Below are 15817 nucleotides of genomic sequence, written 5' to 3'. Positions count from 1 at the left end.
GAAAAAGAAAACCTTATAAAATGATTTAATTAAGTATCAAATAGGTGAAGAGCTGAATATAGTATCAGTGAGGAGGTATTCAGGATGAATGATATTCGTGAAATTGTAACAAAAGCCGTGATTGGTAAAGGGAAAAAAAGATTTAAAATCACATCACCTCTTAATGATTTAAGAAGTCCTGCAGATAGTATTTTAGGGTGCTGGATCATTAATCATAAATTTGGAGCTAGAAAATGTGATAATGCTGTTGATGTAAAAGGTATGTATGATATTAACGTATGGTACTCATTTGCGGATAATACGCAAACAGAAGTGGCGCGTCAAACTATTGAATATGATGACCAAGTTAATGTTCATCGTACAATTCGTGATTGTTTATATGAAGGTGATGAAGTCATTGCTAGAACGATTCAACAACCAACTTGTGTGGATGCAAGAATTGAAGATGGTGAAATTGTGGTTGAAGTTGAGTTCGAAATTGTGGTTGAAGTCATCGGGGAAACAAAAATGCGCGTTTCAATCTTAGGACCTGTTGAAAACGATGTTGATACAGATGATGAAGATGATGAAATCGATCAACAAATTAACCCGAACTTTTTGAAAAGTTCACCTTTTAGAGGAGAATAAGGCAGGAATGCCTTATTCTTTTTTTTTTATTTTGAGGAGTTTAGGACAATGATGATTAAAAAAACGTAAAAATGTCCATATATAAGTCTAGATAGGTTTTTTATAGAAAAAACTTGAGCTCAATGAGTAAGGTCCTGTATAGCTTGTCGATTAGATATCAGGTAAGTTTCCTAAAAGGGGAACGGAATGACAGTGATATTTATAGAGGTAGATAAATAGGTATACCGTTTTAGGGCTCGTTTGATAGGGGGAATCGTAAGTTTTTTTTAGTATAAATCGTGTTGATGAGTTTTCTCTGCCTTTTAACCCGTAATGGATGGCGATAAGCAAAATGAATAATTCTTAAAGCTATCGTTTCGACAATTTATGCTATAATATAAGAATGTGTAAAAGAAGAAGGAGTTTTTAGCATGCGCAATAAGAATGAATATACACCGATGATGCAACAATATTTAACGATAAAGGAAAACTATCAAGACGCCTTTGTTTTTTTTAGATTAGGAGATTTTTATGAATTATTTTTTGAGGATGCCCAACTTGCTTCTAAAGAACTAGAAATTGCGTTAACTGGGCGAGAAGCGGGAACGGCGGAGCGCGTCCCTATGTGTGGAGTACCTCATCATTCCGCCGATACTTATATGAACCGCCTCATTGAACGAGGGTATAAGGTTGCCGTTTGTGAACAGGTGGAGGATCCTACGAGTGCGAAGGGTGTTGTTCGTCGAGAGGTCGTTCGATTATTAACCCCTGGAACGGTGATGAATCAAACAGCTTTAAATGAGAAAGAGAATAACTTTATCCTCTCAGTTTTTTCATGTCCAGATGCCTATACGGTGGCATATTGTGATTTATCAACGGGAGAAAATTATGCCATGCGTCTGCCAAAGGAAGACCAGTTATTAGTAGGAGAATTGATTAGTTTAGGGTGTAAAGAAATTGTTGTAGGAGCCGATGTTAATATTCAAATGTTTGATAATTTAAGGGCCCTTAAACACCTTGTTCTATCTATGGAAGAATCGTGTGAAATTCCTATTGAATATCAACTTTTGGCACAGGAAATTAAAGACGAAGGATTAAGAAATGCCTTTGGGCGTTTAATTAATTATTTAACACGGACGCAAAAAGGCGCACTTGGACACTTGCAGCCGATTAGTTTAACAAAAAATGATAGCTATTTAAGCATTGATTATAATTCGCGACGAAATTTAGAGTTGACTGAAACGATTCGTTCGAAAGCACGACAAGGTTCATTACTTTGGTTATTGGATAAAACGAAAACGGCAATGGGGAGCCGACTATTGAAACAATGGATTGAACGTCCGTCTATCGATAAGGGCGTGATCGAAGAACGACTCGATGTGGTTGAAGCTTTTATGAATGATTTTATGTTAAAGGAGGAGCTAAAACAACACCTGGATGAAGTCTACGATTTAGAGCGTGTGTCAGGACGTATTGGTTTTGGAAATGCGAATGCACGAGACCTACTTCAGTTAAATTCATCGCTTTTACAAATTCCAATGATTAAAACGTTATTATCCACATTGCCGATGCCAACGATTCAACAACAATTGGATAAGCTAGAAGATTGTACAGATATAACGTCTGTACTATCGAAGGCGTTGGTCGATAATCCGCCGCTTAGTATTAAAGAAGGTGGGATTATTAAGGAAGGTTATAATGAAACGTTGGATGAATATCGATATATCGTCTCTCACGGAAAAGAATGGATCTTAGCGTTAGAGGCAGCTGAACGTGAGAAAACCGGAATTCGTTCGTTAAAAATCAAGTATAATAAAGTATTTGGTTATTATATTGAAATTAGCAAAGCCAATCTTCATTTAATTCCAGACGATGCTGGATATGAGCGTAAGCAGACGCTTGTGAATGCTGAACGTTTTATTACAAAGGAGTTAAAAGAAAAAGAAAATTTAATTTTAAATGCCGAAGAAAAATCAATCCAGTTAGAATATGAACTGTTTTTAGAATTACGTCAACTCATTAAAAATGATATTCCTAAGATTCAACAGATTGCAAAAATCATGGCATATTTTGATGTTTTACAAGCTTTTGCAACGATTAGTGAAGAAAGTCGATATGTTCGCCCTCAGTTGAATGAAAACCATACTATTGAGGTTAGAGACGGGCGCCATCCTGTGGTTGAACGTGTACTAAAGGATGCGCAATACGTTGAAAATGATTGCATCATGCCCGATGATTTATCTGTGTTATTAATCACGGGACCGAATATGTCGGGGAAATCGACGTATATGCGTCAGATGGCTTTGATTTCTGTTATGGCACAAATGGGGTGCTTTGTTCCGGCCAGCTATGCGAACCTTCCTATTTTTGATCAGATTTTCACTCGCATTGGGGCAGCCGATGACCTAGTTTCGGGACATAGTACGTTTATGGTAGAGATGATGGAAACGAATTATGCGATTGAACACGCGACAAAGAATAGTTTGATTTTATTAGATGAAATTGGACGTGGGACGGCAACCTTTGATGGGATGGCGTTAGCACAGTCAATTATTGAATATGTCCACGATGAAATTGGTGCGAAGACATTATTTTCGACGCATTATCATGAATTAACACAGCTTGAAAAGAAGTGTGCGCATCTAGAAAATCGTCATGTACGTGCTAAGGAGCATGAGGGACAATTAATTTTTATGCATAAGGTGATGGAAGGACCTTCAGATAAAAGTTACGGGATTCATGTGGCGGAAATCGCGAAGTTACCTAAACCACTCATTACGAGAGCGAAAGAGTTATTACACGCCTTAGAACAAGATAAACTATCGATTCATTCTTCGTCTAACATGCAAGATGTTGAGGAAGAAAAATGGAAGATTCAGGATCAAACTGTCAATGGAGATGACGAGGTGAAAGAAGAAGAGTCCGTCGTGAATGACGTGATGCCGAAGGTTGTGGTCCCAAATATTGAACCGGGACAACTTTCTTTATTTGAAAAGGTACAGAGACCGAAAAAAGAGGTTCCTCAAGAAATTTCAATCCCACAACCGCATCCTTATGAAGAGATTATTAAGGAGTTAGAGGCCATCGATTTATATCAATTAACACCGATGCAGGCAATGAATGTCATGTATGAATTAAAAGTGAAAATGAATCAACGAAAGTAGGTAGGTTATGGGGAAAATACAACGAATGAGCGATCAATTAGCTAATATGATTGCAGCGGGAGAAGTTATTGAACGTCCCGCTTCAGTTGTTAAAGAGTTACTCGAAAATGCGATTGATGCTCAGAGTACAAGTATTGAGGTTCATTTACAAGATTCAGGAATACGACAAATTAAGGTTATTGATAATGGTGAGGGAATGAATGAGGAAGATGCCCACCTTGCGTTTGAACGCCATGCGACAAGTAAAATTAAAACGCAATATGATATTTTTAGGATTCAAACTCTCGGCTTTCGAGGGGAAGCCTTACCGTCGATTGCCTCAGTTTCCGATGTTCATGTCAAGACGTCCGATGGGGTGCAAAGTGGCTTACATTTAAATATTAAAGGCGGGAACGTGATCACCTCTAAACCGGGGGTGATGCGTAAGGGAACAGAGATGGAGGTTAACCATTTATTTTTTAATACGCCAGCCCGGCTGAAGCATATTAAATCTTTAAATACGGAGCTGAGCCATATCACCGATTATATGAATAAAATTGCGTTATCTCATCCGAATATTGCATTTAAGTTATTTAATAATCAACGATTGTTATTTCAAACAAATGGACAAAACAATCTGCAAAGCGTGATTGCTAGTGTTTATGGATTTGATATTGCAAAGAAAATGATACCGATTAAAGCTAAAAATGATACGTATGAGATTGAAGGCTTTATTAGTGACCCTATTATTAATCGGGCCTCAAGAAATTACATCACGCTTATTGTGAATGGGCGTGCCATCCGTCATTATCCTATCACGCGTTCCATTTTGGAGGCGTACCATACGTTATTACCTAAAGATAAGTATCCGATTGTTGTCCTCCATTTAACTTTTGATCCAATGCTCGTGGATGTGAATGTCCATCCAGCAAAACTAGAGGTGCGATTTTCACAGGAGGAGTCGTTAAAGTCATTTATTTATACAGAGATTAAAAATGTGTTGCAACAAGTAGAATACATTCCGAATCCATTTGTTAAAGCGATGACAGTTGAACCAGAACCACGATTGATTCAACCGAAACTAGAGGAGTCTGTTCGAGAAGGAGAGCCTTCTTCGCCTATCACCGTCCCAAAATCAAAGACGTCTTCTTATCAAACATCGACGCCATCTGTATCGTATGTTAATAAGAGTGTGATTCGGGATGAGGAGAATGAAAGCAGTGGAGAACCCTTACCAAAATCCGGACACTCATATACTCCGAAGATGGTTGAGGCCAAAGGCGCGCTACCTTCACATCAGGGAAGGATAGAGGAAGAATCAAGGTCGAAGGAGGCGCTTCAAGTTTCTGTTCCAACGAAAACACGTGACCGAAAACTTGAGCTTTATTATATTGGGCAATTGCATGGAACCTATTTATTAGCTCAAAATGAAGAGGGATTGTTTATTGTGGACCAACATGCCGCAATGGAGCGTGTTCAGTATGAAAAAAACTATCAACTTCTCCAAGATGTTAATGGGGATTGTATAGAACTTCTTATTCCAATCGTTTTAAAATATTCATCAGATGAGTTACTGTTGCTAAAGGATCATCTATCTTCTCTTTTAAAGTTTGGATTTGAAATTGAAGAGTTTGGCGGCCAATCGTTAGTTGTCCGGACGGTTCCAGTTTGGGCACAACAACTAGATGTTAAATTAATTGCTGAAACGATTCTTCATCAGGTGATGTTAGATCGTCGAGTTGATATTGGAAAATTACGCGAATCGGTGGCGGTGATGATGAGTTGTAAGGGATCGATTAAAGCCAATCAATATATTAATGAGCATGAGATTAAGGAGCTGCTTCAAAGTCTTTGTTACTGCGAACAGCCTTATACGTGTCCGCATGGTCGTCCGATTATAGTAAAAATGACAAAATATGAAATTGAAAAAATGTTTAAACGGGTAATGTAGGTGAAAAAATGGATGTATTATGTATTGTAGGTCCAACGGCGGTTGGTAAAACGAAGATGAGTATTGAGCTTGCTAAACGCCTAAATGGTGAAATAATTAGTGGCGATTCGATGCAAATTTATCGAACAATGGACATTGGAACGGCAAAGATTTCAGTAAAAGAACGAGAAGGAATCGTTCATCATTTGATTGATGAAAAGGAACCGGAGGAGTCTTATTCAGTCGCTGATTTTCAACGGACGGTTCGGGCTAAAATTGCAGAGATTAAATCACGAGGAAAGTTACCTATTATTGTAGGTGGTACGGGACTTTATATAAAAAGTGTATTGTACGATTATGAATTTGTGCAGGATGCTGATTCTAAGGATTCAGACCCGTCAAAATATGCGCACTTAACGAATGATGAGTTACATGCGATGTTAAAAAAGGTAGATGAAGAAGGGGCCAAGGCCATTCATCCGAATAATCGTAAGCGAGTGATTCGAGCGCTTGAAATTTATACGACATCAGGAATGAAAAAGTCAGAAATGATTGAACAACAAGAACACCGACTCATTTATGATGCTTGTGTGATTGGATTAACGGATGATCGGCAAGTTTTATATGAGAGAATTAATAAACGGGTGGATCAGATGTATGAAGAAGGATTAGTTGAAGAAGTGCGTTCGCTCTTTGATCGAGGAATTCCTGAAACCACTCAATCGATTCGAGCGATTGGTTACAAGGAGCTATATGACTATTTTAAAGGGAACCTGTCCCTTGATGAGAGCAAGGAACTAATTAAAAGGAATTCTCGTCGCTATGCGAAACGTCAATATACATGGTTTAATAATCAAATGGAAGTTGTTTGGTTTCAAGTTAATGTAGCAGCATTCGAAAAAACGGTCGATGAGGTTTTAGATTATTTGAAAACGAGATAAAAAAAACTGTTCACGTCGTGTGAACAGTTTTTTTACATTGTTCTAAATAGGCCAATGACTTTACCGAGAATCGTAACATGGGTTGAAAAAATAGGTTCTAGTAAGTCATTTTCAGGTTGGAGTCGTACATATTCAGCTTCTCTAAAGAAACGTTTAACAGTGACTTCATGCCCCTCATCTAGCATCGCCACAATAATGTCACCATTATGAGCATCGCTTTGTTGTTTAACGATAATTTGGTCACCATCATAAATTCCCGCGTTAATCATGGAATCCCCGGATACGTTTAACATAAACACTTTTTGATGGGGTGGGACTAAATGGGTGGGAAGGGGAAAGAAATCATCAGGATTTTCGATGGCTTCAATCGGAGAGCCTGCCGTCACTTTTCCAATCAGCGGGATATTGATGACCGATTTTAGTTCCTGTTGGGGAGGGGAAACCTTAGATGATTCGTTTGTTGTTTCAGGCGATAAAATCATAATTCCACGTGTGGTAGATTTATCTTTCCGTATGAACCCCTTCTTTTCTAACTGATTAAGTTGATTGTGAACCGATGCTGTTGAAGATAGGCCAACGGCTAAACCAATTTCACGGACACTAGGCGGATATCCCCGTTTATCGACCTCTTGTTTGATAAAGTCTAGAATGGCTTGTTGCCTTTTTGTAATAGGTTTCATAATAGCTCTCCTCCTTCCAAATCATAGCCTTATTATATCAGTATTTTGATAACTTATCAAACGTTCGTTCTTTTTTTTGCAGTGAATTGTTAGTGTAAAATATGGAAATTGTTCAAAGAGGAAGGAGGAGAGAACCTAAAAGATTAATGAGGTTTTTAGACATTATGAGTTATCAATTGATAATAAATTTGGTATATTAATGATGGGAAGACTAATCGAGGTGATATATTATGTTAACAACAGAAAAAATGAACCGTTTAAACGAGTTAGCTAAAAAGAAAAAGGCTGGAGCACTTACTGAAGAAGAGGTGAAGGAGCAACAGGCTCTTCGTGAAGAATATTTAACAACCTTTAGAGAAAGTATGAAAAATACGATTGAAAATGTACGCGTCATTGATCCAAATGGTGAGGATGTCACCCCAGAGAAGTTAAAACAAATTCAGGCAAAACGTCAGAATGAGGAGATCCATTAAACGAGAAAGACCCTTTAATAGAAGAGGGTCTTTTTTCTTTTAATAATGAGTCAGATTAACCTAATATTTCATTTTTTTTCTTTCCCTGGAATAAAATAAAGGAAATGAAGCAACATATTAAAAATGAGAGTAGTATCGTTTTTGAGTTTGTTCTTTTTTGTAGGATGTAAGGAAAAAATATCTTTTTTTCTAATATATTGTAAAATATTTGACAATAGGGTAAGATATAGATGGTATAAAAGGAGGTCACTGATATGGAAAATAACATCTCATTACAATCAATTAATGCGATTCGTACGTTAGGAATCGACGCTATTAATAAGGCAAAATCGGGTCACCCGGGTGTTGTGTTAGGGGCAGCACCAATGGCGTATACTCTATTTACAAAGCATATGAATATTAACCCAACGAATAGTCATTGGTTTAATCGTGACCGCTTCGTCTTAGCAGCGGGACACGGGTCTATGTTACTTTACTCGCTTTTACATTTATCAGGTTATCAAGTAAGCATGGAGGATATTAAACAATTTCGTCAGTGGGACTCTAAAACACCGGGTCATCCAGAGTTTGGACATACGGATGGAGTCGATGCAACAAGCGGACCTTTAGGTCAAGGGATTCCGATGGCAATCGGGATGGCTTTAGCTGAAAAATATTTAGCGGCGCGCTACAATAAAGAGGGATACCCACTGATTGACCATTATAACTTTGTTATTTGTGGTGATGGTGATTTAATGGAGGGGGTAACAAGTGAGGCCTCTTCATTAGCAGGACATTTAGGATTAGGAAAAGTTATTGTTTTATATGATTCAAATGACATTTGTTTAGATGGTGACTTAACACAAAGTTTTACTGAGGACGTTTTAAAACGTTATGAGTCATATGGATGGCATGTTCAACGCGTGGAAGATGGAACGGATATTCAGGCGATTGATCAAGCCATCGAATGTGCAAAAAAAGAAGTAAATAAACCATCGATTATTGAGATTAAAACAGTGATTGGGTATGGTTCAAAGTTACAAGGAACAAATGCAGTTCACGGGGCTCCACTTGGTGAAGAAGATGGAGCGTATGCGAAGGAACAGTACGGTTGGAATCATGAACCTTTCGCCATCCCACAAGAGGTGTACGATCATTTTGAACAGAGCGTAAAAGTACGTGGGCAAGAATCAAATCAGGCATGGGATAAGTTATTTTCTGATTACTCAAAACAATATCCAGAATTAGCAAAAGAATTGGAAAAAGCAATCAATAATGAATTAGTTGTTGATTTAGAAACGGTGATGCCAACTTATGAGGTAGGACATTCTCAAGCGACTCGTGATACGAACCATGAGGCAATTAATGCTATTTCAGAAGTGATTCCTTATTTCTTAGGTGGGTCAGCTGACCTATCTCATTCAAATAAAACGAATATTAAAAACGGTGGAGATTTCTCAAAAGTTACACCATCTGGTCGAAATATTTATTTTGGTGTTCGTGAATTTGCAATGGCATCTATTTTAAACGGGATGATGTTACACGGTGGTGTTCGTGTATTTGGAGGAACTTTCTTTGTCTTCTGTGACTATTTAAAACCTGCTATGCGTATGGCAGCCTTAATGGGACTACCTGTCACTTATGTTTTAACGCATGATTCGATTGCTGTAGGGGAAGATGGACCAACACATGAACCAATTGAACAATTAGCTATGTTACGTACAATTCCTAATTTTTCTGTTATTCGTCCAGCGGACGCAAATGAAACAGCTGCAGCATGGCGCTTAGCGATGGAGTCTAAATCTACACCGACAGCATTAATTTTAACGCGTCAAAACTTAACAACTATGGCTAATACAACATACGAAGGTGTGAGCAAAGGGGCATATGTTGTAAGTGAAGCCCAAAAAGAAATGGATGGAATCTTAATTGCTACAGGATCAGAAGTTAACTTAGCTGTTGCCGCACAGACTGCTTTAGCAGCCGAGGGGATTCATGTTCGTGTCGTAAGTATGCCATCAATGGATTTATTTGAAAAGCAACCAAAAGAATATCGCGAATTAATTCTTCCAAAATCAGTGACTAAACGTTTAGCGATTGAAATGGGAGCGACATATGGATGGCATAAGTATGTTGGATTTGAAGGTGACGTCCTTGGAATTGATCGATTTGGGGCATCTGCACCAGCAAACAAAGTCATCGAGGCTTATGGATTTACTGTTGAGAATGTTGTTTCTTTATATAAAGCACTATAAGAGTTTTTTAAGATTGTTTTCTTTTAAGAAAACAATCTTTTTTTGTGTCTAGCTAATTGAGAGGTAAATATTTTTGAAAACGCTGTCTAATATTAGCGGTAGATAGTGATTTGGCCGAGATTTACTTGACATCTTAGCTATAATTTAGTATAAATTGAATATGATAGTGGTCTATTGAATTGTAAAATGTTTGGAGGAAATAGATATGTTTACGAGTTGGGTATTCTGGTTATGGATTGTAATTGCGTTATTAGTAGGAGCCGCTGTTGGTTTTGTTGTTGCACAACGTCAATTAAAAAAATATTTACAAAAAAATCCACCGATTAACGAAGAAGTTGTTCGTACAATGATGATGCAAATGGGTCGCACGCCTTCTCAAAAGCAAATTAATCAAGTGATGAAACAAATTAATCAAAACATGAAATAAATAAAAAGCATTAAATGAATGACTCATTTAATGCTTTTTTTTATTGAAAGGATGTCAGTTGAAAAGAAAGTTTGGGTTACTTCTTATAATTTAGAGAGTGACGTCATATATTCAAGTACAATCTAGGATAGGTAGACTGTTTTCTATAAGAAGGAAACTTTATTCTCAGTTCCATTTAAGATTCGTTTATAATTAGGAATGTGTTTAATAATGATAAAGACGGCAAAGATAGTTAACATGATTCGTGCGGTTAAATCATAATTACCAAGCCAAACAATAAACACAGCTGCGATTGAGATAATTGTTGATGAAAGGGAAACCATTTTCCAAATTTTCAGTGTAATAACAAAGATGATAAATAAGGTGATAAAGAGAAGGGGCGAGTAAAATAAAATAATCCCTGCACTTGTTGCGACCGCTTTTCCACCCTTGAAGTTAGCGAAGATGGGATAAATGTGACCAATTAGGGCAAAAACGGCGATGATTAAAGGAGAAATCGTTGCACCCGCATATTTGGCAATTAAGAAGGCAAGTCCCCCTTTTAGAATATCTAAGATAAAAACAATAGCCCCGCCTTTTTTTCCTAAGACTCGGAACGCATTTGTACTTCCTAAGTTTCCAGACCCGTAATTACGGATATCTTTGTTGTAAAAGGTTTTCCCAATCACAAGCGCTGAGGGGAAAGAACCTAATAAATAAGCGATGATCATTAATATTAAATTTCTCATTTAAATCCTCCTTTTTGTAGGAATATTATAACATATAGACCGATAATAGTAGGCCGTTTTGCAAAAAAAATATAAAAAACCTCTTTTTCGACATATTTCACACTGTTATTCGTATTCTAATTAATGTATAATACTTTTATTTTGTATAGAAATAAAAATGGGGGTTAAATAAAGTTGTGCAAATAAGCCCTTTTATTTAAAGACAAAATCTTTTAAAATGAGATAATGGAAAGAGAAAGGAGTGTCATCATGTCGACGCACTTAAATTATAACGAAGATTCGATACAGGTACTCGAGGGACTTGAGGCTGTACGAAAAAGACCAGGGATGTACATCGGGTCTACAGATGGCCGTGGATTACATCATCTCGTTTATGAAATTGTTGATAACGCCATTGATGAGGTTTTAGCCGGGTATGGAAATTATATAAAAGTAACGATTCATGAAAATAACAGTATTAGCGTTCAAGATTGTGGCCGTGGGGTTCCAACAGGAATGCATAAATCGGGGAAACCAACACCGGAGGTTATTTATACTGTCTTGCATGCTGGTGGAAAGTTTGGTGCAGGTGGCTATAAGACATCTGGTGGATTACATGGTGTTGGTGCCAGTGTTGTCAATGCATTGTCAGAATGGTTAGAAGTTGTTATTAAAAGGGACGGATCAATTTTCCGTCAACGTTTTGAAAATGGTGGACATCCAGTTACAGGATTAGAGGTTATTGGTAAAACAAAAGAGACGGGAACACTTGTAACGTTTAAACCCGACCCAGAAATTTTTTCAACGACGGTTTATTCTTATGATGTGCTAGCGGAGCGATTACGTGAATCAGCCTTTTTGCTAAAGGGATTAAAGATTGAATTAGTAGATTTACGAAACGATAAAGAAGAGATTTTTCATTATGAGGATGGAATTAAGTCTTTTGTTAGCTTCTTAAATGAAGGAAAAGATACGTTACATGAAGTAGTTTACTTTGAAGGGGAGAGTCAGGATATTGAAGTGGATTTTGCATTTCAGTACTCTGGTAGCTACTCTGAAAATATTTTATCGTTTGTTAATAACGTTCGTACAAAAGATGGGGGAACCCATGAAACAGGTGCAAAGGCCGTTCTTACACGTATTTTTAATGACTATGCTCGAAGAAATGGCCTTTTAAAAGAGAAGGACAAAAATTTAGAGGGTGCCGATATTCGAGAAGGCTTAGCCGCTATCATTTCTGTAAGAATTCCTGAACGTCTCTTACAATTTGAGGGGCAAACAAAGGCGAAACTTGGAACGCCTGAAGCTCGATCAGCGGTAGATAACGTTATTTCGGAAAAGTTAACCTTTTTCTTTAATGAAAATGGGGCAGTAGCCACGCAGCTTATTAAGAAAGCCGTGAAAGCGGCGCAGGTTCGTGAAGCGGCACGTAAGGCACGTGAGGATGCGCGTAGTGGAAAAACGAAGAAGAAAAAGGAAACAAATTTATCTGGAAAGTTAACACCGGCTCAGACAAAAAATCCGCAAAAGAATGAATTATTTTTAGTGGAGGGGGACTCAGCAGGTGGGTCTGCAAAACTCGGTCGTAATCGTGCTTTTCAAGCTATTCTTCCGCTTCGTGGAAAGGTGATTAATACAGAAAAGGCGAAAATGGAAGATATTTTTAAAAACGAAGAGATAAATACGATGATTTATACGATTGGTGCCGGTGTTGGGGCTAATTTTGAGTTGAGTGATGTTAATTATGATAAAATTATCATTATGACCGATGCCGATACGGATGGGGCTCATATTCAAGTTTTATTATTAACGTTTTTCTTCCGCTATATGAAAGAGTTAGTAGAAGCTGGAAAGGTTTATATTGCCTTACCACCTCTTTACAAGGTATCAAAAGGTCAAGGGAAAAAACAGGTGATTGAATATGCTTGGACGGATGAAGAATTAAGTGAAGTGATTGCTAAAGTTGGAAAAGGTTATACCCTTCAACGCTATAAAGGTCTCGGTGAAATGAATGCGGATCAGTTATGGGATACAACGATGAATCCAGAAACAAGAACGTTGATTCAAGTAACAATTGATGATGCCGCCGATGCCGATCACCGCGTCACAACGCTCATGGGTGATAAAGTTGAACCACGACGTGAATGGATTGAACAAAATGTGGACTTTACCATGGAAGATGATTATGACATAGAGAGGGTGTAATTTATGAATAAATCGACTCAAGAGCGTGTCCAACCGATGCGCTTAGAGGATATTATGGGCGACCGTTTTGGCCGCTACTCGAAATATATTATTCAAGATCGGGCATTACCTGATGTAAGGGATGGGTTGAAGCCCGTTCAGCGACGAATTTTATATGCAATGTATAAAGATGGAAATACTTTTGAAAAGCCGTTTCGTAAATCAGCGAAAACGGTAGGTAATGTTATCGGTAACTATCATCCTCACGGGGATTCATCTGTGTATGATGCGATGGTTCGTCTTTCACAAGATTGGAAGTTACGTGAACCACTTGTGCAAATGCACGGAAACAACGGGAGTATTGATGGCGATCCGGCTGCGGCGATGCGTTATACAGAAGCACGTTTATCGTCTATTTCTGGTTTATTATTAAGAGATATTGATAAAAACTTAGTCGATTTTATCCCTAACTTTGATGACTCGATGACAGAGCCTACGGTATTACCTGCCTTTTTTCCTAATTTATTAGTGAATGGTGCGACGGGAATTTCAGCGGGGTATGCGACGGATATTCCTCCCCACAACTTAGGTGAAATTATTAATGCAGTTATTTACCGAATGAATCATAAGCAATGTACGCTTGATGATATTTTAACGTTTGTTCAAGGCCCAGATTTTCCAACAGGGGCTATTATTCAAGGAGAACAGGAGATTAAAAAGGCGTATACTACTGGAAAAGGTAGAATTGTTATTCGTTCAAAAACCGAAATTGAACCGATTCGTGGGGGACGGGAACAAATTGTTGTGACTGAAATTCCTTATGAAGTGAACAAAGCTAATTTAGTTAAAAAAATAGATGATTTACGAATCGATAAAAAAGTTGAAGGGATCATGGAGGTTCGAGATGAAACGGACCGCAATGGGTTACGTGTGGTTATCGAACTTAAAAAAGATGTGAAATCTGATTTAGTATTGAACTATCTCTTTAAAAATACGGATTTGCAGATTTCTTATAATATTAACATGGTAGCTATTCATAATAAACGTCCGGTGTTGATGGGCTTAATGGAGTTAATTGACGCTTATATTCAACACCAAAAAGAAGTTGTGACGAATCGCTCGAACTTTGATCTTAAGCGTGCACGAGAACGTCAGCATATTGTCGAAGGGTTAATTAAAATGGTTTCGGTTTTAGATGAGGTCGTTCATCTTATTCGTCAATCAAAGGATAAGGCAGATGCAAAACAAAATTTAATTAAAGCTTTTGAATTTAGTGAGCGCCAGGCAGAGGCCATTGTGATGTTACAGTTATACCGTTTAACCAATACGGATGTGACGGCTCTTCAACAAGAAAATAGCGAATTGACTCAGCGAATTGAAGAGTTAACAGCTATTTTAAGTAGTGAAACGAGGTTATTACACGTCATTCAAGAAGAATTGGCACAAGTGAAGAAACAATTCGAGACGCCACGTCGAAGTGTCATTGAAAAGCATATCCAAGAAATTAAAATTGATGAAACAGATATGGTCGTTAAAGAAGACGTGATGGTTGCCATTACAAAAGATGGATACGTGAAGCGAACAACATTGCGTTCTTATAATGCAACGAAATCAGATGTGCAAGCCATGAAAGAGGGAGACGCACTGGTGGCTAAATTGCAACTGGATACCTTGCAGACTATTTTGATGTTTACTAACAGGGGAAGCTTTATCTATTTACCAGTCTTTAAGTTACCTGAATTTAAATGGAAGGATCTTGGGCAACATGTTTCTAACCTTGTGACGATGGATTCAGAAGAGAAGATTATTGCTGTTTACCCAGTGACGAATTTTAAAACAGAGGAATATTTCTTCTTTACAACGGCGAGTGGGATGATTAAGAAAACACGTTTAAGTGATTTTGAGGTCTCACGTTATCACCGTGCGATGGTTGCCATGTCAGTTAAAGAAGAGGACGAACTTGTTTCTGTTATTCGTGCTTCATTTATGAATGATGTGATTATGGTCACTAAGAAGGGATATTTATTGAAGTTTAGTGATACAGAGATTACACCGACGGGGCTTAAAGCGATGGGGGTAAAAGGAATTCAATTAGGAAATGATGACCAGCTCGTTAAGGTTTTATTGGCTGCAGTTAATGATGAACTCCTATTATTAACTCAAAGAGGAAATATTAAAAAGTTAAAAGTTAAAGATATTGCCTTATCTTCAAGAAATAAAAAAGGATGTTTAGGAATTAAGACATTAAAATCAAATCCGCATTATTTTGTGGATGTTATTAAAGTGATTCCTAACCAGGAAGTGTCTATTTTAACAGTAGACGGTCTGACAAAATTAAATACAGCATTTAAAGCGGTAGATTTAAATTCAGTAGGAACAAATATGGTAGATTCCCTGGCTTTAAAGTTTGTCGTTAGCGAAGTAGAGTAAAAAAACGATTCCTTTTAGGAATCGTTTTTTTATTCTAAACATAGGATGTTAGTGAGATAAAT

11 protein-coding genes are annotated in these 15817 nt (G+C 37.6%); 9 read left to right on the top strand and 2 right to left on the bottom strand.

The window, feature by feature from the left end; genetic code table 11:
- Positions 1–84 precede the first annotated feature (84 nt).
- The 4 genes from cotE to miaA all read left to right on the top strand — a co-directional run bounded on the left by cotE (position 85) and on the right by miaA (position 6620).
- On the top strand, positions 85–627 hold the full coding sequence (gene cotE, locus AC6I0I_RS08080) for an outer spore coat protein CotE (protein ID WP_161831945.1): 543 nt from the start codon (positions 85–87) through the stop codon (positions 625–627).
- Positions 628–1037: 410 nt separating this feature from the next.
- A complete protein-coding gene (gene mutS / locus AC6I0I_RS08075; protein ID WP_262953652.1) occupies positions 1038–3770 on the top strand; it encodes a DNA mismatch repair protein MutS in 2733 nt (910 codons plus the stop codon).
- Positions 3771–3777: 7 nt separating this feature from the next.
- The gene (gene mutL / locus AC6I0I_RS08070) at positions 3778–5700 is read left to right on the top strand and encodes a DNA mismatch repair endonuclease MutL (RefSeq protein WP_262953653.1); all 1923 of its coding nucleotides are present in this window, start codon (positions 3778–3780) and stop codon (positions 5698–5700) included.
- A gap of 8 nt (positions 5701–5708) precedes the next feature.
- A complete protein-coding gene (gene miaA, locus AC6I0I_RS08065; RefSeq protein WP_161831948.1) occupies positions 5709–6620 on the top strand; it encodes a tRNA (adenosine(37)-N6)-dimethylallyltransferase MiaA in 912 nt (303 codons plus the stop codon).
- Positions 6621–6652: 32 nt separating this feature from the next.
- On the opposite strand, the gene lexA is transcribed toward miaA, so the two are convergent.
- The gene (gene lexA / locus AC6I0I_RS08060; protein ID WP_161831949.1) at positions 6653–7300 is read right to left on the bottom strand and encodes a transcriptional repressor LexA; all 648 of its coding nucleotides are present in this window, start codon (positions 7298–7300) and stop codon (positions 6653–6655) included.
- Between the two features lie 230 nt (positions 7301–7530).
- Between lexA and AC6I0I_RS08055 the strand changes: the two genes are divergently transcribed.
- The 3 genes from AC6I0I_RS08055 (at position 7531) to AC6I0I_RS08045 (ending at position 10434) form a co-directional block, all read left to right on the top strand.
- Positions 7531–7773: a DUF896 domain-containing protein gene (locus AC6I0I_RS08055; protein ID WP_161831950.1), complete on the top strand. Its 243-nt coding sequence runs from the start codon at positions 7531–7533 to the stop codon at positions 7771–7773.
- A gap of 254 nt (positions 7774–8027) precedes the next feature.
- A complete protein-coding gene (tkt, locus tag AC6I0I_RS08050; RefSeq protein ID WP_262953655.1) occupies positions 8028–10007 on the top strand; it encodes a transketolase in 1980 nt (659 codons plus the stop codon).
- Between the two features lie 205 nt (positions 10008–10212).
- Positions 10213–10434, top strand: a complete 222-nt coding sequence (locus AC6I0I_RS08045) for a YneF family protein (protein ID WP_161831952.1) — start codon at positions 10213–10215, stop codon at positions 10432–10434.
- 143 nt (positions 10435–10577) lie between these two features.
- Here the strand turns inward: AC6I0I_RS08045 and plsY are convergent, their stop codons facing one another.
- The gene (gene plsY / locus AC6I0I_RS08040; RefSeq protein WP_161831953.1) at positions 10578–11162 is read right to left on the bottom strand and encodes a glycerol-3-phosphate 1-O-acyltransferase PlsY; all 585 of its coding nucleotides are present in this window, start codon (positions 11160–11162) and stop codon (positions 10578–10580) included.
- 249 nt (positions 11163–11411) lie between these two features.
- On the opposite strand from plsY, the gene parE reads away from it, so the two are divergent.
- Both parE and parC read left to right on the top strand, forming a co-directional pair.
- Complete coding sequence (gene parE / locus AC6I0I_RS08035; RefSeq protein ID WP_161831954.1) at positions 11412–13346, top strand: DNA topoisomerase IV subunit B; 1935 nt, start codon at positions 11412–11414, stop codon at positions 13344–13346.
- Between the two features lie 3 nt (positions 13347–13349).
- Positions 13350–15755 (top strand): DNA topoisomerase IV subunit A, encoded by a 2406-nt coding sequence (gene parC, locus AC6I0I_RS08030; RefSeq protein WP_161831955.1) that lies wholly within the window; start codon positions 13350–13352, stop codon positions 15753–15755.
- The last annotated feature ends 62 nt before the right edge of the window (positions 15756–15817 follow it).

Source organism: Turicibacter sp. St.80E1 (assembly GCF_059728495.1).
Note: the sequence above shows the minus strand (reverse complement) of the source record. Positions and strands in the feature narration are given on the sequence as shown.